The following is a 21,776-nucleotide window of genomic DNA, read 5'->3' as shown; positions in this document are numbered from 1 at the left end:
ATTGTTTTTTAGCCCACTTTTGAGGATGATTTTTCATGTATAACCTTGTATGTGGCTAAGTAAGAAAGATAACTAAAATTTAAGCTATAAATTCAGATAATTGAAACATATTTTGAAATTGTATCGATATGATTTTGTCGATAATTAACGCTGTTGTTGAGTTAGCTAATGGCTTAGTTGTCCCAAGTCAGGTTCGAAAACGATAGGGTTTTGCTAAGGAGATTGGCTAATGTTTTATGTTCACATGTTGTTATTGCTTGCAGTGATCTTTGTGGGGATCCGTCATGGCGGGGTCGCATTTGGGTTATTAGGAGGCTTAGGGGTTTCCGTATTAGCGTTTGCTTTCGGAGTCGCCCCCGGTTCACCGCCTGTCAGCGTGATGTTAATTATTTTAGCGGTTGTCGCGGCATCAGCGACGTTAGAAGCAACTGGTGGCCTGAAATTATTGGTTAAGTATGCTGAAAAACTATTAAGAAAACACCCCAATCAAATTACCTTTTTAGGACCATTATGTACTTATTCATTAACTGTGTTAGTGGGTACGGGTCATTCGGTTTATCCATTATTACCGGTTATTTATGACGTGGCCTATAAAAAAGGTATCCGCCCTGAGCGTCCTTTAGCAATGGCTACCGTGGCATCACAAATGGGCATTACAGCCAGCCCAATTGCCGCAGCCGCCGCAGTGGTTATGGCAACGGCAATGGATAATCATCTTGATATTAGCTTAATCAATGTTTTATCTGTCACTATCCCGGCGACTTTAGTGGGCGTATTAGCAGGTTGTGCTTGGAGCTTAAATCGCGGTAAAGATCTTGATAAAGATGAAGACTTTCAAGCGCGTTTAAAAGATGACGAGTTTAAAAACAACTTAATTGACCCAGAAATTGAAACGGATGATCAAGCCCATACCGATACCATAGCTAAAAGAGGTCTAATGCTGTTTTTAGGCGGTATTTTATCTGTGATCATGTTGGCAATGTTCAGCAAAGAATTACTGCCTGAAGGCGTAAAAATGTCGGTAGCCATTCAGTTTATGATGCTATCCGTTGGCGCCATTATTTTACTGGCAACAAAAGTCTCGCCGCAAAAAATCGTTAGCAGCAATGTGTTTACAGCCGGTATGACGGCGGTGGTGATTATCTTTGGTATCGCATGGTTAAGTGACACCATTATTGGCCACCATAAGAGTTACTTAGTGAGCTCATTGAGTGATTTAGTTAGTGCTTACCCTTGGTCGTTTGCCATTGCGATGTTTATGGCATCAATATTCTTAAAAAGTCAGGCAGCCGTGCTAACCATTATGTTTCCGCTGGGCTTTGCATTAGGCATTCCTGCCCCTGTGCTGATTGGGGTTATTCCAGCCTGTTATGCTTATTTCTTTTTCCCGTTTTATCCAAGTGATTTAGCGGCAATCAGTTTTGACCGCTCTGGTACCACTAATATTGGTAAGTACGTCCTAAATCACAGCTTTATTGTGCCTGGATTTATTGGGGTGAGTACCGCAACAGTATTAGGCTACTTCCTATCAACAGTGGTGATAAACCATTAGTCTATCGCCAGATTAACTGACAAAAATGCCCAGCAATTGCTGGGCATTTTTGTATCGACAATTCAGTGCTTAAGGCTTAACACCGCGAACGATAGGATTTTGCAGGCTTATCAAGGTTTCTGTCGATTGAATTTCATCGATTGATTGAATGCGGTTAATTAACACGTGCTGTAAGCCATCGATTGATTGGCACATCACTTTGACAAAAACACTGTAATTACCCGTGGTGTAATAGGCTTCTACCACTTCTTCAAGGGCATTGAGTTTGGAGATCGCGGCAGGGTAATCGCCGGCACTTTTTAAGTTAATCCCAATAAAACAGCAAACGTCATAACCTAGAGCTTTGGGGTCTACTGTAATGCGCGCGCCAGTGATAATGCCGGCTTGCTTCATTTTTTCCACTCGTACATGAATGGTGCCGGCACTTACTGCAAAACGCTTTGCCAGCTCTGCAAATGGGGTTCTGGCCTCTTGCATTAATGCTTCTAGGATTTGGTTATCTAGCTGGTCACGCTGAAATGGAGTTTCCATAGTAAAATGCCTAATTAAATTATAATTAGACATTAATTTACGGATAAATGTGATAATTGGCTATCAAAAAGTTCTCATGATTAGTTTTTTACTAAGCACTTATCGTCAATTGTGACTGATATTATTGTGTATCTAAGGGCGTTATAAACGGCACTTCAGCATTAAAGGTTAATGGCGTTTGATGGTAAGGATGCTTTATGGTTAATTCAGCAGCGTGCAATAACAGCCTGTTTGATAGACTTTTGGCCCAAGGATCAGCATAAAAGCCATCACCTAAAATTGGGTGGCCAATTGCCATCATATGTACTCTAAGTTGATGGGACCGCCCTGTAATAGGCGTTAGCTTAACCAGTGTTGATTTTTTCCCATAGCTTACCACTTCAACATGGGTTAAAGACGGTTTCCCCACAAGGTGGTCGACTTTCTGTTTTGGTCTATTAGGCCAGTCACAAATTAAGGGATAATCAACTTGCTTAACGGCCGGACTGACATGGCCTGCGACTCTGGCATAGTATGTTTTGGCGGTTTCACGATCGCGAAATTGCCGTTTCAGTTCACGCTCAGCGTTACGCCTTAACGCCACTACAATGACCCCTGAGGTAGCCATATCAAGTCGATGGACAATGTGTGAATTAGGAAAGCGTTCAAGCACTCGGCTATAGATGCTGTCATGATATTGGGCTTGGCGGCCAGGAATAGACAGCAATCCAGATGGCTTATTCAAAACGATAATATCTTTATCTTCATGAATAATATCTAACCAAGGATCGGTTGGGGGAGTATAGATAAAGTCTGCCATGTGTTGCGCCTAGCCTTAATAGAGAATGCGCGGCAAAGATACCTATCCCTTGGCGTGAGTGCAAGTCATCTGAGCCTATTTAAGAGGGTTATAGCTTTTATACAAAACTTGAACTAATGGTTTATTAAAAAGCTTTTATGAAAATGCATTGCCGTTAACGTGCATGATGGTGAATGTCCACACCACAAAGGCTAGCGGAATATGGACTAAGGCATAAAAACCTTGATCTAAGCGCGATAACCCTTGGGCGTTCCAAATTAAAAACACATGACTGAACACCACTAGCGGAAATAACGCCATTAAAGGGTAGAGTGCAAATGGGCTCGCATCAGCAAAAATACTGTGGCTGAGTAAAGCCCAAAAAACCATAAAACTTGTGGTTAAAGGCGGTGTTGCTAATCGATATTGTTCTGGGTAAGGGAACATTTGTTAACCTTAAGTTTGATGTGTTGTAACCCTAGGTTAACCTTTTATTTCCTTTTTGCCATGTATTACTTTTCTATGAACCACTGAATAATGTCTTAAACCCGCAGGGCCATGGGATACGATGACAGATAATAGGATGATAAAAATAGTAATTTCAGGTTTCCAGTTGGCCATAGGGATAAACAGCAGTAATAGCAGTACTTTAAAAATAGTCAGTGCTCCTTTTAGCTGGATAAGCCAGCGCCAATCTCTGATGACTTCCCATGACAATAATGCAAGTCCACTGACCATGGCTAAGATCCAGTAATTGAGCCAAAGTGGTTGCTCTAAGCCAAGAAGAATGCCACCGCCAGCGCCGACTACACCAACAATATGTAATGCTCTCAGGCTGGTTTTTCCTAGACGTTGAATCCAAAATTGAACTTCTGAAACTGCTTGCTGCTGCTTTTTTGACATGTCTATACACATATTCCTGTGAGTAATGTCTCAGCTTAACAAGAAGATCTAAAATGTTCAGCGATCTGTAGCAAAAACTCAATTATTGTTATGCTTTAACCAAACGCTCAATTGCACTGACATAGGTAAAGTCGGGCAATCCATTTTTAATGAGCCAAATAAACAACACAGGAGTTAAGGATGAAAATCGGGTTCTTTAGTGCTAAGCACTACGATATTCAGCATTTTGATGCCATGAATACAGGCTTTAACGCAGAGATTGAATATTTCGATTATCGACTTTGTATGCAAACAGTAAAACTGGCTGATGGTTTTGAAGTGGTTTGTGCTTTTGTCAATGACTCCCTATGTGAAGAGGTATTGGTTGAGCTTGCCAATGGCGGTACTAAGATTATCGCCATGCGCTGTGCAGGCTTTAATAATGTTGATTTAGATGCCGCTAAGCGCTTAGGTATCACAGTGGTTAATGTGCCTGCCTATTCGCCAGAGTCTGTGGCTGAACATACCATTGCCTTAATGTTAACCCTAAACCGTAAAATTCATAAAGCTTACCAACGTACTAGAGACGCGAATTTTGCCTTAACTGGCCTGGTGGGCTTTAATATGCAAGGTAAGACCGTTGGAGTGATTGGCACCGGTAAAATTGGTCTTGCTACCATCAAAATATTGCAAGGCTTTGGCTGTAAAGTGGTGGCTTACGATCCGTACCCTAATCCTGCAGTTGAGGCATTAGGCGTTGAGTATATTGACTTAGAAGCACTCTATCCTCAATGTGATGTAATTAGTTTACATTGTCCATTAACACCTGAAAATCATCACCTGTTATCTGCTAAGACATTTGAAAAAATGAAGCCTGGGGTGATGGTGGTTAATACCAGTCGTGGTGGCTTGCTCAATGCCATTGATGCCATGGAAGCGTTAAAAACCGGTAAAATTGGTTCATTGGCGTTAGATGTTTATGAAAATGAAAAAGAGCTGTTTTTCCAAGATAACTCTAATGAAATTATTCAAGATGATGTCTTTAGAAGGCTTTCTGCTTGCCATAATGTTATTTTTACCGGACATCAGGCGTTCTTAACCGTTGAAGCGCTTAATGCGATTGCCCAAACGACCTTGCAAAATGTCACCGACTTGCTTGATGGTCAGCGCTGCGTAAATGAACTCACCAACTAGTGCCGTTGTCGCTCGAGTTTGTAAAGGATTGAGAAAAATCGACTTAACCCAAGCTTAGGTTACTTAACAAGGAATCAGCAATATGATCATTACCAAAGAAGTCCACGATATTGAAACCCCAACAGGTGATATGCGGACTTATGTATATCGCCCAGATGCCCCTGGGCAATTTGCCAGTATCATATTCTACTCTGAGATTTTTCAACAAACTGCGCCTATTGCCAGAAGTGCAGCCATCTTAGCCGGACATGGTTTTGTGGTGTTAGTGCCAGAAGTGTTTCATGAACTGAATCCGCTAGGCACTGTGCTTGAGTATGACGATGTGGGTAAAGATAAGGGCAATGCTGATAAATTTGCTAAGCCCTTAGAGCAACATGATAGCGATACTCAGGCGATTATCGACTTTGCCCGTAGCCAAGCATATTGCAGCTGTAAAGTGGGCGCGATGGGCGTGTGCATAGGTGGCCATTTGGCTTTTCGTGCAGCGTTAAACCCCGATATCAGCGGTGCTTTTTGCTTATATCCCACAGATATCCATTCAAATACCTTGCCCTGTGAGCCAGAGAACGATTCATTAACTCGCTGTGGTGATATTAATGGTGAGCTGGTATTAGTCTTTGGCAAGCAAGATCCTCATGTATCTAAAGCAGGCCGAAAAGCCATTTATCAAAAGTTAGAGCAGCTTGATACCAACTTTAGCTGGTTAGAGGTGAATGCTCAGCATGCCTTTATGCGTGATGAAGGCGAGCGTTATGATGCGGCATTAGCACTGCAAATGTATTTGCAAGCGGTGAGCTTTTTTCAGCGCACCTTAAAGTAAAACCTTGTTAGGATCAGTAAAAAAATAAGCCCTGAGTGGTACTCAGGGCTTATTAATTCACGACATAATCGCAAATGAATTATGGCTTAAGCCGCTTGTTGATATTGCGCTAATTCAGCAAGGCTTACTTGAGCCACTAGCATGTCATCAAGATAAAAATCGATATGCTCTTCGCCTTTACTGCCAATCAACTCTTGCTTAGAGCCATCTTCATAAGCCAAGGTCATCACCAGAGTGCGCTCATCCTGTTGACTAATTTGTGCACTTGATAGTTTAACTGGCGCCGTTTTAAAGTCGTCGCTAACGTGCTTATTCATTTTAAAAATAGCATCAGTTGGTAAATCAACTACCGCTTCTTTATCTGTTAATGGGTTAGTCCCGGTCCAGAACTCAATGCTGTTAAATACAAAAAGATCAGCTGTAGCTGCTAAACCATAAACTGGCGACAATAATGCGAATAAACCCGCACGACCATAACGGTTGTCGACAGTATCTAAATTTAACTTAGTGACCATTTGGCTTGTGGCCATTTGTCCCATACAGCCAGATAGTTGGCTACAAGTTACGATCATTGCAGCAGTTGCTAAAAACTTCTTTTTCATTTCATCAATCTCTTATTTTTTTATCAGCTGCGGATTATAGGCATTTCTCCCTTGGAGTATGTGATGGCTGTCACGTCAGTGTGTTGGGTTATTTATGGCTAAGTATCTGAAATGTTGAACTAGTTTGTTTACTGTGTGCAGGTTGGCTAACTGTTGCTATTGTTTGGTTGTTTTTAACGATTGGTGAGCTAAATGTTGGGGTTTTAGGGGCAATAAAAACTGCTTAAAAGATCTATTTATGCGGTATAATTTCGCCGAATATCCTGCCTATAAACCATGAGAACTCCATGTCAGAGTACCAGCAGTTACACCATGTCAGTGACGATATCGGCCCCATCTATGTATTAGATGATGGCGATTTTCGCGTGTTATCTTTTGGTGACAATGACGAGCAGAGTAAAATACTGAAAGCGGCGCCCCATATCCCTCAGCATACCTATGTTCAGGCCATGCTAGCGGTACTGCTATTTAGCAAACCTAAAAGTGCCATCATATTTGGCCTTGGTGGCGGCGGGCTGGTGCATGCACTTAGACGTTTTGATGCCGGGATTAAGCTGACTGCAGTTGAGTTGCGCGCTGATGTGATTGAGATTGCTAAACGCTATTTTCAATTGCCTATTGGCAAAAAGCTTAAAATTGAACTTGATGATGGCGGCACATTTTTAGCCAGAGCTGAACACAAAAAAGTGGATATTATTTTTGCTGATATGTATATCGAGCAAGGGGTTGATGAAAAGCAATTAACCAGCGAGTTCATTGGCACTTGTCATAAAGGCCTTAAAGCGGAAGGTTTTTTAGTGCTTAACTGCTGGAAAGAGCACAGTAAAAGTGAGCTGCTAAAGCAAGTGTTATCAGCGCACTTTGCCAATGTTTATGCCACTTTAACAGGAGGGGGAAATTGGGTGGTTTACGCCAGTAAGCAGCCACATTCTTTTAGCTCAGCTTATAACAAACAGCAGTTGCAGCAATTATCGCAACAGCTTGATTACCCAGTAGGGCGTTCACTGACACGTTTCACTCAATGGGAATAGCTGTTAGCAAATGATAGTGGCACTTGCGGTGCTAGTACTAATAACTAACTAACAAGCAACCGATTAATGACAGCCTTTGCCTCAACAGTTTGGCTATCCTGCTAATTGTTTATTTTTTGCTTTAATTAATAGCCATTGCTCACCTTTACACCAACGAATGCTCGCTTATCGAGCATTTCGATTGCCAAGGTTTATTTAGTGTTCACTTTCTAAAAAATCGATTAGGGTGATAGTTTTTACCCGTTATATTTAATTCTAACTTGTCGCTATTATCTATTCCATCAAACAGATACAGCTACACACTAAATTAGAATTTACTTTAAATATAACGGAGCACACCCATGACTCAATCAATTATTAATTCAACTATCAAGCCATTTTCTGCAACTGCTTTTCACAATGGTGACTTTGTTTCAGTAACTGAACAAGATTTACTGGGCAAATGGTCAGTAGTATTTTTCTATCCAGCTGATTTTACTTTTGTATGTCCTACTGAATTAGGCGACATGGCAGACCATTACGCTAAGTTACAAGAAATGGGTGTTGAAGTTTACTCAGTATCAACAGATACCCACTTCACTCATAAAGCATGGCACTCAAGTTCAGACACTATCGGTAAAATTAACTACCCAATGATTGGTGACCCAACTGGCGCAATTACTCGCAACTTCGGTGTGATGATTGAAGAAGACGGTTTAGCACTTCGTGGTACGTTCGTAATGAACCCGGAAGGCGAAGTCAAAGTTGCTGAAATTCATGATCTAGGTATTGGCCGTAGCGCAGCTGAATTAGTTCGTAAAATTCAAGCAGCACAATATGTTGCATCACATGACGGCGAAGTATGTCCAGCAGCATGGCAGCCAGGTGAAGACACATTAGCACCATCAATTGACCTAGTAGGTAAAATCTAAACCACTGGCGTTAATTCTCTCCAATAGCTGAGTCGCCTCATCCACGGTTCAGCTAAGTTTCATCACACTCCAATCTGCCTGGTTCTTTGTTAATGCTAAATGGGTTTAGCATTTATGAATTAGGCTTTTTTTTGGCTCAACTTCAATACTAGGAGCACACGTATGTTAGATGCGAATATTAAAAATCAACTGAAGACTTATCTGCAAAACCTTAAACGACCAGTTGAACTTGTCGTGTCAGCAGACGATAGCCCGAAAGCAAAAGAATTGAGCTCTTTAGCCAATGATATTGTTGGCTTATCAAACCTTGTAAGCCTTAAAGAGCAGCAAGGGATCCGAACCCCATCAATGAGTATCATTAACCCAGAACTTGGTAGCAACATTAGCTTTGCTGGTTTACCTATGGGCCATGAATTTACCTCGTTAGTGTTGGCACTACTGCACTCAGGTGGCCACCCAATTAAATTAACCGATGAGGTTATTGGGCAAATTAAAGATCTGCCCGGTGAGTTTAAGTTTGAAACCTACGTATCACTAAGCTGTCAGACATGTCCTGAAGTGGTACAAGCACTGAATATGATGGCAGCGATTAACCCCAATATTACTAACGTGATGATTGATGGTGCATTATTCCAAGATGAGATTAATGACCGTAATATCATGTCAGTACCGACGGTATATATGAATGGCGAGCCATTTTCTGTTGGCGCCATTAGCGTAGTAGAAATTTTAAATAAGTTAGACGTCAATGCTGTAGCACGACAAGCAGAACAACTAAATAATAAACAAAGCTTTGATGTATTAGTGGTTGGTGGTGGCCCTGCAGGCGCATCTGCTGCCATTTACGCGGCGCGTAAAGGCCTGCGCACTGGCATAGTGGCTGATAAGTTTGGCGGTCAAGTGGCAGAAACTGTCGGCATTGAAAACTTTATCTCAGTGTCAAAAACCGAAGGGCCAAAATTAGTTGCCAATCTTGAAGCTCACGTGAAAGATTACGATGTTGATGTCATGGACAACCAACGGGCGCTATCCCTTAAATCTGGTGAGCGTTTTGAAATCGAACTTGAAAGCGGCGCGATTTTATCAAGTAAGACCATATTGTTAGCAACCGGCGCGCGCTGGCGTGAAATGAACGTCCCTGGTGAGCAAGAATACCGCGGCAGCGGCGTAGCCTATTGCCCACATTGTGATGGGCCGTTATTTAAAGGTAAGCGCGTCGCTGTGATTGGCGGCGGTAATTCTGGTATTGAAGCGGCTATCGATTTAGCGAATATCGTTGAGCACGTTACTGTACTTGAGTTTGATACTAGCCTTCGCGCTGATGAAGTTTTGCAGCGCAAAGCCAACTCAATGGGTAATATCACCATCATCACTGAAGCGATGACCACAGAAGTGCTAGGTGATGGCAAACGCGTTACCGGGCTCACTTATACCGATCGCAGTACTAACGAATCGCATAATGTCGCGCTTGAAGGGATTTTCGTTCAAATTGGTTTAGTGCCAAATACTGAATGGTTAAAAGACACTGTAGAGTTAACTAATCGTGGTGAAATTATTGTTGATGGCAAAGGCCAAACTTCCATACCAGGGGTATTTGCCGCAGGTGATGTCACTAACTCAGCCTATAAACAAATCATTATTGCCATGGGTAGCGGCGCGACTGCCTCACTCGGTGCCTTTGATTATCTGATTAGACACAGTGAAGCTGACATGTCAGCGGCTGAGCAAGTTGAGCTTGAGTCTGAAAAAACTGAGACAGAAGCGGCTTAATTAGTCGCAATGACAGTGTTGTAACGAAAACGAATCACTTTGTTCGTGCTCTTAATCGAAAAGCGCTGATAGAAAAGCGTTTATAAAGTGCTTAACGCATTATTGAATTTTGACAAAAAGCCAGCTTATTTAAATAAGCTGGCTTTTTTTGTGTTTAGCGCTGTTAAAAATAACGCACTGGAATGGTTATTAAAGGGGCTCCTGAATCAGTGAAAAGGGGGGGGAGCTGCTGACTAATAGTGAAATTTTATTTGGTTATATTCATTTTTAACGCCATCGCAAAGGTGGTTTTTTTATCTCTGAATCAGCTTATCCGCCTTAGCCTCGCATAAAACCTAAGTGATATCCCACAACTTCATGCTGGTAAAAACAATATACTGGCCGTTTGCTGCTTTGTTAGGCGAGTAAAGCAGCCTTTATCGGTTATTATTTCACGCTTTGTTATCAGCTAAATTGCTTCATTCAGCGCTTTGATTTAACTTATAGCTCATTAAAATAAATTCCCTAAAATCTTGTTTTTAGCCGTTGCGGAAAGTACGCAAAAGGATGCCAATGCCAAGCTTGATCAGAATAGTGTTAATTAATACTCACCTTCCTGGTGTGGTGGAACTGCAGCTAGATGGACACACCAACATTTGTGGTACCAATGCTTCAGGTAAAACCACACTGCAGCGATTAGTCCCAGTGTTTTATGGTGAGTACCCTAGCCGAGTCGTGCCTTCAACCCGTGATAGTTTTGAGCGTTGGTATCTTCCCCATGATTCAAGTTACATCATCTATGAATATCAAAAGAGTGACGGCCAGCTTTATCAAGCGCTAATGGCATCCGCCGGTGACGGTAAAGGGGTGAATTACCGCTTTATTGCCAAAGGTTTCGAGCTTGATGATTACGTTAAAAACCGTAATGGCGATACCATCATTTGTCATACCATGGCGGAGTTAGGCCGTGAAATGAAGCGCCAGTCGGTGCCGCATACTAACTTGCTGAATACCCGAGAATACCGCGCGATTATTCAACATGATCGCAGTTTATTGTCCACCGGCGGCAATAAAAGCGAGCTACGTAATTACGCCCATCAGTTCTCATTGTGTGATAGCGAATACTCGCTACGTCATATCGAAAAACTGGCCAAAGCGGTGCATTCTAAAGAAGGCAAAATGGAAACCGTTAAGTCAATGGTGGCCGCTATTTTAGAAGAGGATGGTGTTAACCCGCCAACCTCACGCTTAAATCCACAGCGAGTAGAAAGCTGGATCCGTGAAAGTCAGTTAGTCCAAGGCTTTGAGCAAATTCGCCCTGAATTTGAAAAGCTAGAACAAGAGTTTAATCAGTTACTGAGCGCCGAGCTTCGACTAGGCAGTTTAGCTAAAGGCTATCGCGCCGATGAAACCTTTGAAGCACAGCGCCAAGAGCGCAGTGAAAATCAGTCTAAAGAGACCAGTTTACAACTGCGCCTTCTGGACGAAGAATGGAAAGAAGCCCGCGATGAGATCAGCCAAGAATTGTCATTCGCCCAAGGTGATATCCGCAAATATGAAGCTGAGCTTGATGGCATTGAAGATCAATATGAAGGCTTTTTAAATGCCAATATTGAACAAGCTAAAGCCGACTTAGACAGTTTAGATAATTGGCGCAGTGATTTAGAAAACTTATCAGAGCGTCATAAGTTACAAACTGAAAAGCACCAAGACATTGAAGCGGCTTACAGTACCCGCCGTAGTAAAATTGCTGAGCAGTTACACCGAGAGCTTGAGTCACTGCATCAAGAGCAAGATAGCATTCGTGAAACCCGTGATGCCCAGCGTGAATCTGCTAACGATGATTTAACTCAACTCGACAGCTTATGGCGTGAAAAAACCGATGCCGGTAAAGCGCAGTTTGCTGAACAAGAATTTAAACTCAAGCTCAGCCAAGGTGAGCTGAAACATCAAATCGACGGTGTCAGCTACACCGAAGAAGAGAAAATGAGCTTAGCAGTGTTTGATGAGCGCATTAGCCGCGCTGATGAAGAACAAGAAAGCTGTAATCAAAAAGTCGATCGCTTATCAATAGAAGAAAGAAAACTGCGCGCCAAACGCGATCAAGTCTCTGAGGCACTTCGAATCGCCAGTGTGAGAGTGAATGAGCGCTTAGCTGATGTTGATGATGTCAAAGGGGTGTTATTTCCACAATCACACACTCTATTAGAGTTTTTGCGTAAAGAGTCCTCAGGTTGGGAGCAAAGCTTTGGTAAGGTTATTGCCCCTGAACTATTACACCGCACCGATCTCCATCCCCATGTTGCAGACAGTAATGGCGAGGTATTATTTGGTATTGGCTTAGATCTTAAAGCCATTGATGTGCCTGATTATGCTGCCTCAGAGCAAGATTTACGCCTGCGCTTAGCTAAAGCTGAAGAAGCCTTAGCTCAAGCTGAAGAGTTAAAGTCGGAAAACGAAGATCAACTGGTAGCCATTAACGATCAATTAGACACGCTTAATAAAGAGCTGACTTTTGCTCGCACTGCTTATAAAAATAGCCGTGAAGATGTGCGGCGTTTATTTGATGAAAAGCGCAGCTCACAAGAGCAAATCAATCAAGCGTTATCCGAGCGTAAAGCCCATGCCAGCAAGTGTCTGATTCAATTAGAAAACGAGCTCAAGCAGCAGCACAATAAGCACCTAGAGTGGCTTAGTGAGCAAAAAGAGCAAGCCCTTGAAGCCCGCATGGAAAAAAATGCCTATTGGCAAGATGTGGTCGGTGCGCTAGATAATCAGCTAGGGCAAATTAAAGCCAATATCGACACTCGCCGTAGTAATGCTAAGCAAGAGCAAAAAGCCTGTGAATCATGGTACAAAAACGAGCTTAAATCTCGCGGGGTTGATGAAGCGGCTATCGTGGCATTAAAAGGGCAAATTCGGGATCTTGAAACCCAAATCAGTAATGCGGAAAAGCGTCGCAGTGATGTATTGCGTTATGAACATTGGTATCAAAATGCCTGGCTAATTGCCAAGCCGAAATTGCAAACCGATTTATCCAAAGTTAAGCAAGCAGCCCTTGAGTTAGAACAGCAGCTTGCCAATAAAACCACTGACGTTAAGCAGCGTAAACAACACTTTGAAAGCTTGAAAAAAGCCTCGGATGCTGCGCAAGTTGAGGCTTCTGAAAACCTCACCAAGCTGCGGGCTGTGATGCGAAAACTGGCTGAGCTTAAATTGCCGCCAACTAAAGATGAAGCCGCTGGTGGCATTGGTGAGCGCTTAAGACAAGGTGAAGAATTATTACTACAGCGTGATTATTTACTGGGCTCAGTAAAACAATACGTTGAGCATTTTGATTCGGTTATTGCCAGTAAGTCAGGCTCGAGCTTAGCTGAGTTTTGGGAACGTGCCCGAGATGAATCAAGCTTTAGCAATGATAAAGGTATCCGCCTACTGGATTATCGCAAGTTGGTTCCACAACTTGAACAGTTATTGAATGTGATGGTGCCGCAATCCTTGATGGCCATTCGCGAGCAAGGGCGTATTTTTGGTATCGACTTAACCGCTTATTACGATGTATTAGCAGACATCGACAGACGTATCGCCTCCCAAAGCGCGCGTATTACTCGCGAAGTGGGTGAAGAGTTGTTTCTTGATGGGGTATCTGAATCCGCGGTTAAGATTCGTTCTCGCATTAGCGAACTTGAGTTTTGGCCTGAGCTTGAAGTGTTTGTTAAAGCCTTTAAACAGTGGAAAGCAGATGGCTTTAGTGAGCTGCCTGATGAGCATTACACCTCAAGTATGCGCCGCGCCTTAGATATTATTGGTCGCTCGGCGTTAAGTGGCGGCATTGCTAAACTGCTGGAAATTGAGCTGCGCTTAAAAGAAGGCAACAGCGACTTAATTATTCGCACCGATAGACAGCTTAATGAATCTTCAAGTCATGGTATGGCTTATCTGATTTTATGTAAGTTCTTACTGGCCTTTACTCGCCTATTACGGGGTAAAGCCGATGTCACTATTCATTGGCCTATTGATGAGTTGGGCACCTTGCACCACACCAACGTGAAGAAGATATTTGATGCCTGCGTTAATAACAATATCAGCGTATTAGGGGCGTTTCCTAACCCAGAATCTGAAGTGCTGAACTTGTTTGCTAATCGCTACATTATCAATAAGCAAACCCGTAAATTACAAGTGGTGAAACCTAAAGCCAACCCATTGGCTGCACGCTTAAGTCAACATGCCAATAAGGAGGCTATTTAATGTCTGAGGTTACGGCAAGTACCGAAACAACACTGGTTGGCACTGGCATGCTGATTGAGCAACTGCTTCGTGGTGAGTTTATTTGTCGCACCACCAATGAAGATGGCTGGCGCGCCCTGAAAAGCAGTGCCACCTTTGATAAAGTGGAGCAGTATTTAAATCAAATCAACCGCACGATTTCTTCTGCAGCAGAAGGTGATGTGTTCTTTTGCGGCTACCAGCAACTTGGCGAGCAAGAACGTAAAGTGATTTCTAGCCAGTTTAAAGATATTTGCTCGGCGCTTATTCCGCTGGTGGAATGGTTGGTGCTAGTACAAGAAAGTAGCGGCCAAGATGCGCCTTTAAGTGAAGGTGCGCCAATACGCTTAACTGAGCTGCAAGCGCGTATTGAAGATACGCCAGCGTTTATGGAGCAGCTCGCTAAGTTGAGCCAATATCGCTTATTTGGCTCAACCAGTAGCAATGCCGACAACCAAATTAAATTGGTGTTTAAGCGCTTAGTGGAGTTGGGGTATTTGGTAAAACCTAATAGCGAGAAACAAATTTATATTGCCACCGGCAAGCTTGATTATTTGTACGAAGTGATTCGCTTTATTGATGAAACTGAAGGGTTAAGCCTTGAAGCGCAAGCTGAAACGGCTACCCAAAAGGATTTATTATGAGCAATAATTTACATCAAGCGGGGGTTAAGCTACTAAAACAGCTGAGTCGCCATTCTGATGTGGTTATGGATGCCTATCTTGCAGGCTCAGTGAATGAGCAAACCCATGACGCAGCAGTGATTGAGAAACTCAGAAAAAGTGGCATTTTATGGCGCCCAGAGCCCGATGAAGAACTGCGCTTAAAACGCTCGGTACGGGCGTTACTTGAAGAAGCTTTAAGTGATGAGCGTAATCGGCAAATTGATGCCAATGTCGGCTCGGCGTTTAGCACCATTAAAACACTGGCTGATCATTACAAAGAAGCAAGGCACAATATTGATTATGGCGCAGCAGAGGCGTATTTAGCTGACTTAAACGAGCACGTTTACAGCTTTACCGACAGCCTGCGCTACTCCATTCGGGTATTGTGGGGCCGTATTAATAATGAGTTTGGTTATGTTGGTAGTATTAGTGCCAAAATTCGTGAAAATGAATTAGCCCAAAGTCAGGTGTCTGAATTACTCAACGGCTTAGAAATGTTCCAGTTTAGTGAGCTTAGTGATACCGCCGGTGATATTCGCGAGCTAAGACGCTTACTGGTGACCAATCTGCAAGAAACCTTAAGTCAGTGCATTCAAGAAATTAGTGCAGTGCAAGGGCGCTTGCTAGAGCTACTGGGGCGTTTTCGTCAAATTCAAGGGCGTACTCGATTATTAAAAGGCTTTTTACTGCACACAGATTTGCATCCTGATTATCAACCTGATGATCATGTGGCGCATAAGTTTGTGCCGAAATTGTTTAACTGCGCTGAAGCCATCATTAAGCCTGCCAGTGTCGACGTTAATAACGCCAGCCATGAGCTTATCTTGCTCGATACGGTGGCGAGAATTAAAACCATTAGCCGCGACTTATTGCCGGCAAAAGTGCGTGAGCACGATGTGTCCATGACCATGACTGCGGTGGAGGATTTTGATATTCCTGATAATCCACTAAAGCTAGCGGTAGATGAATACTTCTGCGCCGTGATTGATTCAGGAGTTCGTCAATCAGCACTGGAATACTTAGAAGAGCATAAGTTGCACTGGGCATCTGAGAATTGGCTTTATCAAGTGATTGGCGGCTACGAAGGTTTGCCCGATGAGCACAAAGCTTATTTTGAACTTGAGCCCATAGGCCATCCTGATCCTGTTTATAACGGTAACTTTATGATCCATGATGTGGAGTTATGGCTGGCTTAAACTTGATAAGTGAATCATCCCAGAACTGATTTACAAAAAAGCTGTTTGGTGCCAACCAAGCAGCTTTTTTATGTCATTTCATTAGCGCTACAGCCCGAGCTTCAAAGCTGCATTAACCGATAATAGAATAAGCTGTAATGTTGTGGTAATTAAGCGTCTTGTTTGCATTAATGTTGTCTTTGTTGGGCACTGGTTAATGCTGCCAGCATGGGATAAATAGAAGCAAATGTTGCGCTTTTATAAAACGCTAGTTATTAGCTTAAATTGTCGTCAGAGTTGTAGTGTTCTCAACTCATTAGTACTCTTGCGGTAGTGTATAATACTGTTAGTGTTGTGTTTTTTAGTCTTGAATCCTGCTAAAAATATTTATAATTCAACTGTTTTAGTTTAAGTTGTTTTAATTCAACAGTTTGGTGGTAGTTGTAAATGCTGCTGCTCAGTGGCCGCTCAAACTAATTGATCGATAGCATTGAATTAAATTGCTTCTTGTCCCAGTATCCTTGTCGTTAAAAATAATTAAAACAAATTTTCAGTCGAATTAACCTCAGTATTGAGCCTGTGTAAGTCGTTACAACAGCGAAATCAGCGTTAATTTGACTTTTATTAGGAACGTTCGCGATATGACCAAATCATTATCAAGCCGCATTTTTATCGGATTATTCTTTGGACTAATATTGGGCAGTATTGTCCAATTTGCCCTCAATGATGTCAGCTTCTTCTCAGGCACCTTAGTCAATGCTGCCAGCGGTATTGGTACCATGTTCGTTAATATGATTATGATGCTAGTGGTGCCACTGGTATTTGTCAGTATTGTTTGCGGCGTGTGTGAACTGCAAGATTTAAAGAGCTTTGGCCGTTTGGGCGGTAAAACCTTTAGCTTTTATATTATTAATACCTTGGTGGCTATCACAGCGGCATTTTTAGTCGCCATGTTACTGGAGCCAGGTAAAGGCGTTGATATGTCTAGCGATGGCGGCGTGAGCATTACTGCAACTGAGTTACCTAACTTAATGCAGCTGATTGTTAGCATAGTGCCTAATAACCCATTTGCCGCATTTACTTCAGGTAATATGCTGCAAGTTATTTTCATGGCCTTGCTGTTAGGCGGCGTGATTAAATCAATGGGTGAGAGCGTTAGCGGCGCAGTGCAAGGTTTTCAAACAGCCAATAAAATCATGATGCGCTTAATCACTGTGGTAATGAGCCTTGCGCCAATTGGTGTGTTTGCCTTGATGTTTAAATTAGCGGCAACCCTTGAGCCGGCTATTTTTGTCAGCGTGGTTGAATACCTGGTTATCATCTTAGCATTGCTGTTGTTATGGATTTTTGTGGTTTACCCTACAGCAGTGTCGATTTTCACCCCGGTATCAGCCTCGAGCTTTCGTGAAAAAACCAAAGAGCAGATTTTATTCTCGCTTTCTACCGCCAGTTCAAATGCGACCATCCCTGTGACCATGCGTACCTTAACCGATAAGTTAGCTGTTAGCCGCGCTGTCGCTGGATTCGGGGTGCCACTCGGGGCAACGATGAACATGGGCGGAGTGTCAATTTACATTACTATCGCGATTTTCTTTGTGGCCAATGCTTTTGGTATGCCAATTACAGCAGAGCAAATTCCAGCATTGTTATTTAGTGTGTTTTTATTGTCAGTGGGCGCTGGTGGCGTACCCGGCGGCGGCATGGTGATGATTGGTGTGCTTATCTACCAATTAGGTTTACCAGTCGAAGCCTTTGCCATTGTGGCAGCACTTGATCGTATTATTGATATGGTACTGACATCTTGTAACGTAGTGGGTGATACTGCGGTATTAACTATAGTGGATCAAACGGAAAAACCACATCAGCTTAATGCTGAGGCATAAGCTCGCTATTTAATCGTAGCTAAAGCGCTAACATTACATAGCCTGCAATTGCAGGCCATGTTGTTTTTAAAACTTAGTTATCTATTAGCTCAATCATTACTAATCACTAATAGCTAGCAAGATCAAAAAAACCGCCAGCAGGCGGTTTTTTTATAGTAGCTAAAAGCGCAATTAATCAATTGTCGGCTCTTGGCTGTAATCAACATCATGGTAGCTTAAGCAAGTATCCACTTCGTTGGCGCTACCAAGAATAACAGCAACACGTTGATGGATAGCTGTTGGTTCGATATCTAGGATATCACCATAGCCTGTAGATGCTTTACCACCGGCTTGTTCAACCAATAAAGCCATAGGGTTGGCTTCATACATTAAACGCAGCTTGTACGGCTTTTCAGGGTTCTTATTATCGGTTGGGTAAGCAAAGATACCGCCACGACATAATACGCGGTGAACATCACCCACCATTGCAGCAATCCAGCGCATATTGAATGACTTTTCACGGGGCCCAATAGTGCCTAATACTAAGTCAGCAATGTAAGTTTGCATTGGTGCTTCCCAAAAGCGCTGATTGGACATATTGATCGCAAATTCAGCGGTATCTTTACTGATACTCACTTCTGCTGTGGTGAGCAGGAACTCGTTAGTGTCAGGATCTAAGGTATAAAGTTGAGTACCTTGACCTGTGGTGAGCGCCATCATGGTTGATGGGCCGTAAAGCACATAACCTGCGGCAACTTGTTTGCGGCCACTTTGTAAAAAGCTTTGCTCGTTAAACTCGCCTTCGCCAGCAGGTAGCACTGAGAAAATCGTCCCTACCAGTGAGTTGATATCGATATTTGATGAACCGTCTAGAGGATCAAAACAAACTAAGTATTCGCCGTCTTGATTGACTTCAACAACATAATCTTCTTCTTCAGATGCAAGACCGCGAACATTGCCTTCAGCTTTAAGTGCATCTTTGAGCATGTCATTGGTAATCACGTCGAGTTTCTTTTGGGTTTCGCCTTGAACATTTTCTTGTTCAGTAGCGCCCAAAACACCAGCTAATGCACCATGTTGCACTGCTTTACTTATTGCTTTTGAGCAATCGGCAAGGCTAAGTACTAATTGTGAAAGCGAAGCTGATACTGCTTGGTTGGTCAGGGTTTGTGTCAAAGTTTGCATGCTTGTTCCTAAGACAGTAGAGGTTAAGGTCGGTAACCAGTGGTTAATGTTTTATTTTATTATCAAGGATAATACCTCAGATTTGTCCATATTACAGCGTGAAAAAGATGAGCAATATATGACTTGCAGTAGATTTGTTATAAACTCGCTGGTAAATAATGCTTTCAGTTGATTTTTGGTTAAATTAATATTGGCAGCGAAAATAATAATAACGATAAATATAAATTTATGGCTTCCCAAGGATTGATAATGACTAAAAAATGGAAATCGACCGCGGCGTTGATGCTGTCGGCAATTCCGCTAGTGTTTACTGGCGCTCTTATTTCAGATCATGCAATGGCCTCTACCATGAAAATATCCGGCAATACCACTCCACTGACCATAGAAAGAATTCATGCATCACCAGCCTTGACCGGCGCTAGCCCTCGGGGATTAAAACTGTCTCCCGATGGTAGCCGAGTGACGTATCTTGCTAGCCGTGAAGATAACCAGCATTTTTATGATTTATGGCAAATGGATATCAGCACTGCAAAGCGCAGTATGTTGCTTAATGCCGATAAGCTGGCTGGGGGCGAATTATCTGATGAAGAAAAAGCCCGCCGCGAACGTCAACGTATTTATGGTCAAGGGATCATGGAGTACTTTTGGGCTGATGATGGCCAAGCGTTATTAATTCCAGCTGCAGGCAAGCTGTATTTTTATACCTTGGCGGATCAAAAGGCGCAGGCATTAAATACCGGTGAAGGCTTTGTCACTGATGCGCGTTTGTCCCCTAAAGGCCGTTATGTGTCATTTGTGCGCGAGCAAAATATTTTTGTACTGGAGCTGGCAACAGAAAAGCTAACTCAGCTGACGTTTGATGGTAAAGGGCCGATTAAAAACGGCATGGCAGAGTTTGTCGCCCAAGAAGAAATGGGCCGAATGACAGGTTACTGGTGGTCGCCAGATGAATCAGCTATCGCCTTTACTCGTATTGATGAGTCAGGTGTTGAATTAGTCACCCGTAATGAGATTTATGCTGACGGTATAAAACTGACTGAGCAGCGTTATCCTTATGCGGGTAAAGCCAATGTTGAGATTGAACTTGGCGTGATTGAGCTGGCGAGTAAAGCAGTGCAGTGGATTGATTTAGGTAAAGAGAAGGATATGTATTTACCGCGAGTAAAATGGCTGCCAGATAGCAAGCAGTTATCATTTCAATGGCAAAGCCGCGATCAGCAGGCATTGGACTTACGCATCATTAACCTTGGTTCAAAACCTGGTTCAGACGTTAAAGCTAACACGGTTGTCAAAGAGCGCAGCCAAGCATGGGTAAACCTTAACGATGACTTACATTTCTTAAAGCAACAACAAGCGTTTATTTGGGCCTCAGAGCGTGATGGTTTTAAGCACCTTTATTTATTTGACCTGTCGGGTAAACAAATAAAGCAATTAACCACAGGGCTGTGGGCGGTTGATGATCTTGAGTTTGTGGATGAGCAGGCGGGCTGGGTGTATTTTTCAGGCCGAAAAGACACAGTTGTTGAACGCCATTTATATAGAGTGTCATTAACCAGTGACAAGATTGAAAAACTATCAACTAAAGCCGGGATGCACTCAGCAGTCTTTGCTGATAAAAAACCAATTTATTTAGATTACTTCAATAGTTTAATTCAGCCGCCACAGGTGAGTTTGCACAATGACACTGGCGAGCATTTAATGTGGGTAGAACAAAATGAAATTAACCAAACCCATCCTTTGTATGACGTTGCGGGTTTATGGCAAATACCAGATTTTGGCCAATTAAAGGCTGAAGATGGCCAAAATCTGCAGTACCGATTATTTAAACCCACTGATTTTGATGCCAGCAAAAAATACCCAGTAGTTGTTCGAGTATACGGTGGGCCACATGCGCAATTAGTGGTTAATAGCTGGAGTGAAGCGGATTACTTTACCCAATATCTATTACAACAAGGCTTTGCTGTATTTCAATTAGACAACCGCGGCTCAGCCCATCGTGGTACTAAGTTTGAATACGTTATTTACCAGAATATGGGTGATGCAGAAGTTAACGATCAAAAAGTGGGCGTAGATTACTTAAGAAGTCTGCCATTTATTGATGGCGATAATATCGCTATTTATGGTCATAGTTATGGCGGCTATATGGCGTTAATGAGCCAGTTTAAAGCCCCTGATTATTTCAAAGCGGCAATTTCAGGTGCGCCCGTGACCGATTGGCGTTTGTATGACACCCATTATACCGAGCGCTATATGGGTCACCCTGCTAAGAATAAACAAGGTTACGATGCCAGCAGCATTACCCCTTATGTGGAAAATTATCAGTCTGGTTTGCTGATGTATCACGGTATGGCTGACGATAATGTGTTGTTTGAAAATAGCACCCGCGTATATAAAGCGCTGCAAGATGAAGGTAAGTTATTTCAAATGATAGACTACCCTGGCTCAAAGCATTCTATGCGCGGTGAAAAGGTGAGGAATCATTTGTATAAATCCTTAGCTGCCTTTTTAGAACGCGAGCTTAAGTAGCGCTGTTTATAGCAAATGGGTAATAGGTAATGGGTTAGCAATAATAG

General features: G+C 42.7%; 17 protein-coding genes. 11 read left to right on the top strand and 6 right to left on the bottom strand.

Annotation, left to right across the window (positions count from 1 at the left end):
* Window positions 1–229: 229 nt before the first annotated feature.
* The gene (locus tag BCU91_RS07575; RefSeq protein WP_102475352.1) at window positions 230–1,552 is read left to right on the top strand and encodes an anaerobic C4-dicarboxylate transporter; all 1,323 of its coding nucleotides are present in this window, start codon (window positions 230–232) and stop codon (window positions 1,550–1,552) included.
* Window positions 1,553–1,621: 69 nt separating this feature from the next.
* Here the strand turns inward: BCU91_RS07575 and asnC are convergent, their stop codons facing one another.
* From asnC to BCU91_RS07555, 4 genes are all read right to left on the bottom strand, one after another.
* Window positions 1,622–2,083, bottom strand: coding sequence for a transcriptional regulator AsnC (asnC, locus tag BCU91_RS07570; RefSeq protein WP_076540553.1), 462 nt, complete (start codon window positions 2,081–2,083; stop codon window positions 1,622–1,624).
* A 121-nt stretch (window positions 2,084–2,204) separates the two neighbouring features.
* A complete protein-coding gene (gene rluA / locus BCU91_RS07565) occupies window positions 2,205–2,882 on the bottom strand; it encodes a bifunctional tRNA pseudouridine(32) synthase/23S rRNA pseudouridine(746) synthase RluA (RefSeq protein WP_102436688.1) in 678 nt (225 codons plus the stop codon).
* Window positions 2,883–3,017: 135 nt separating this feature from the next.
* A complete protein-coding gene (locus tag BCU91_RS07560) occupies window positions 3,018–3,308 on the bottom strand; it encodes a hypothetical protein (protein ID WP_102436690.1) in 291 nt (96 codons plus the stop codon).
* 36 nt (window positions 3,309–3,344) lie between these two features.
* On the bottom strand, window positions 3,345–3,764 hold the full coding sequence (locus BCU91_RS07555; protein WP_102531217.1) for a hypothetical protein: 420 nt from the start codon (window positions 3,762–3,764) through the stop codon (window positions 3,345–3,347).
* A 180-nt stretch (window positions 3,765–3,944) separates the two neighbouring features.
* Here BCU91_RS07555 and BCU91_RS07550 point away from each other — a divergent pair, with 180 nt between their 5' ends.
* Both BCU91_RS07550 and BCU91_RS07545 read left to right on the top strand, forming a co-directional pair.
* A complete protein-coding gene (locus BCU91_RS07550; RefSeq protein WP_102436694.1) occupies window positions 3,945–4,937 on the top strand; it encodes a 2-hydroxyacid dehydrogenase in 993 nt (330 codons plus the stop codon).
* An 82-nt stretch (window positions 4,938–5,019) separates the two neighbouring features.
* The gene (locus BCU91_RS07545; protein WP_102436696.1) at window positions 5,020–5,757 is read left to right on the top strand and encodes a dienelactone hydrolase family protein; all 738 of its coding nucleotides are present in this window, start codon (window positions 5,020–5,022) and stop codon (window positions 5,755–5,757) included.
* A gap of 86 nt (window positions 5,758–5,843) precedes the next feature.
* On the opposite strand, the gene BCU91_RS07540 is transcribed toward BCU91_RS07545, so the two are convergent.
* Window positions 5,844–6,359 (bottom strand): DUF3332 domain-containing protein, encoded by a 516-nt coding sequence (locus BCU91_RS07540; RefSeq protein WP_102436698.1) that lies wholly within the window; start codon window positions 6,357–6,359, stop codon window positions 5,844–5,846.
* A 287-nt stretch (window positions 6,360–6,646) separates the two neighbouring features.
* Between BCU91_RS07540 and BCU91_RS07535 the strand changes: the two genes are divergently transcribed.
* From BCU91_RS07535 to BCU91_RS07505, 7 genes are all read left to right on the top strand, one after another.
* Window positions 6,647–7,390, top strand: coding sequence for a fused MFS/spermidine synthase (locus tag BCU91_RS07535; protein ID WP_102436700.1), 744 nt, complete (start codon window positions 6,647–6,649; stop codon window positions 7,388–7,390).
* 341 nt (window positions 7,391–7,731) lie between these two features.
* Complete coding sequence (gene ahpC, locus BCU91_RS07530; protein ID WP_076540540.1) at window positions 7,732–8,301, top strand: alkyl hydroperoxide reductase subunit C; 570 nt, start codon at window positions 7,732–7,734, stop codon at window positions 8,299–8,301.
* A 162-nt stretch (window positions 8,302–8,463) separates the two neighbouring features.
* The gene (ahpF, locus tag BCU91_RS07525) at window positions 8,464–10,071 is read left to right on the top strand and encodes an alkyl hydroperoxide reductase subunit F (RefSeq protein WP_102436702.1); all 1,608 of its coding nucleotides are present in this window, start codon (window positions 8,464–8,466) and stop codon (window positions 10,069–10,071) included.
* Window positions 10,072–10,623: 552 nt separating this feature from the next.
* On the top strand, window positions 10,624–14,298 hold the full coding sequence (locus tag BCU91_RS07520; protein ID WP_102531216.1) for an ATP-binding protein: 3,675 nt from the start codon (window positions 10,624–10,626) through the stop codon (window positions 14,296–14,298).
* Window positions 14,298–14,960, top strand: coding sequence for a hypothetical protein (locus BCU91_RS07515; RefSeq protein WP_076540535.1), 663 nt, complete (start codon window positions 14,298–14,300; stop codon window positions 14,958–14,960). The genes BCU91_RS07520 and BCU91_RS07515 overlap by 1 nt, the downstream gene beginning before the upstream one ends.
* The gene (locus tag BCU91_RS07510) at window positions 14,957–16,177 is read left to right on the top strand and encodes a phosphoenolpyruvate carboxylase (RefSeq protein ID WP_102436706.1); all 1,221 of its coding nucleotides are present in this window, start codon (window positions 14,957–14,959) and stop codon (window positions 16,175–16,177) included. The genes BCU91_RS07515 and BCU91_RS07510 overlap by 4 nt, the downstream gene beginning before the upstream one ends.
* Before the next feature lie 620 nt (window positions 16,178–16,797).
* Complete coding sequence (locus BCU91_RS07505) at window positions 16,798–18,039, top strand: dicarboxylate/amino acid:cation symporter (RefSeq protein ID WP_102436708.1); 1,242 nt, start codon at window positions 16,798–16,800, stop codon at window positions 18,037–18,039.
* 171 nt (window positions 18,040–18,210) lie between these two features.
* Here the strand turns inward: BCU91_RS07505 and BCU91_RS07500 are convergent, their stop codons facing one another.
* Window positions 18,211–19,203 (bottom strand): class 1 fructose-bisphosphatase, encoded by a 993-nt coding sequence (locus BCU91_RS07500; RefSeq protein ID WP_102436710.1) that lies wholly within the window; start codon window positions 19,201–19,203, stop codon window positions 18,211–18,213.
* 249 nt (window positions 19,204–19,452) lie between these two features.
* On the opposite strand from BCU91_RS07500, the gene BCU91_RS07495 reads away from it, so the two are divergent.
* Window positions 19,453–21,729, top strand: coding sequence for a S9 family peptidase (locus tag BCU91_RS07495; protein ID WP_102531215.1), 2,277 nt, complete (start codon window positions 19,453–19,455; stop codon window positions 21,727–21,729).
* Window positions 21,730–21,776: the final 47 nt, after the last annotated feature.

The organism is Shewanella sp. 10N.286.52.B9, from assembly GCF_002873635.1.
Taxonomy (GTDB): Bacteria; Pseudomonadota; Gammaproteobacteria; order Enterobacterales; family Shewanellaceae; genus Shewanella.
The sequence above is the reverse complement of the archived record's forward strand: the minus strand, read 5'-3'. Positions and strand labels throughout refer to the sequence as shown.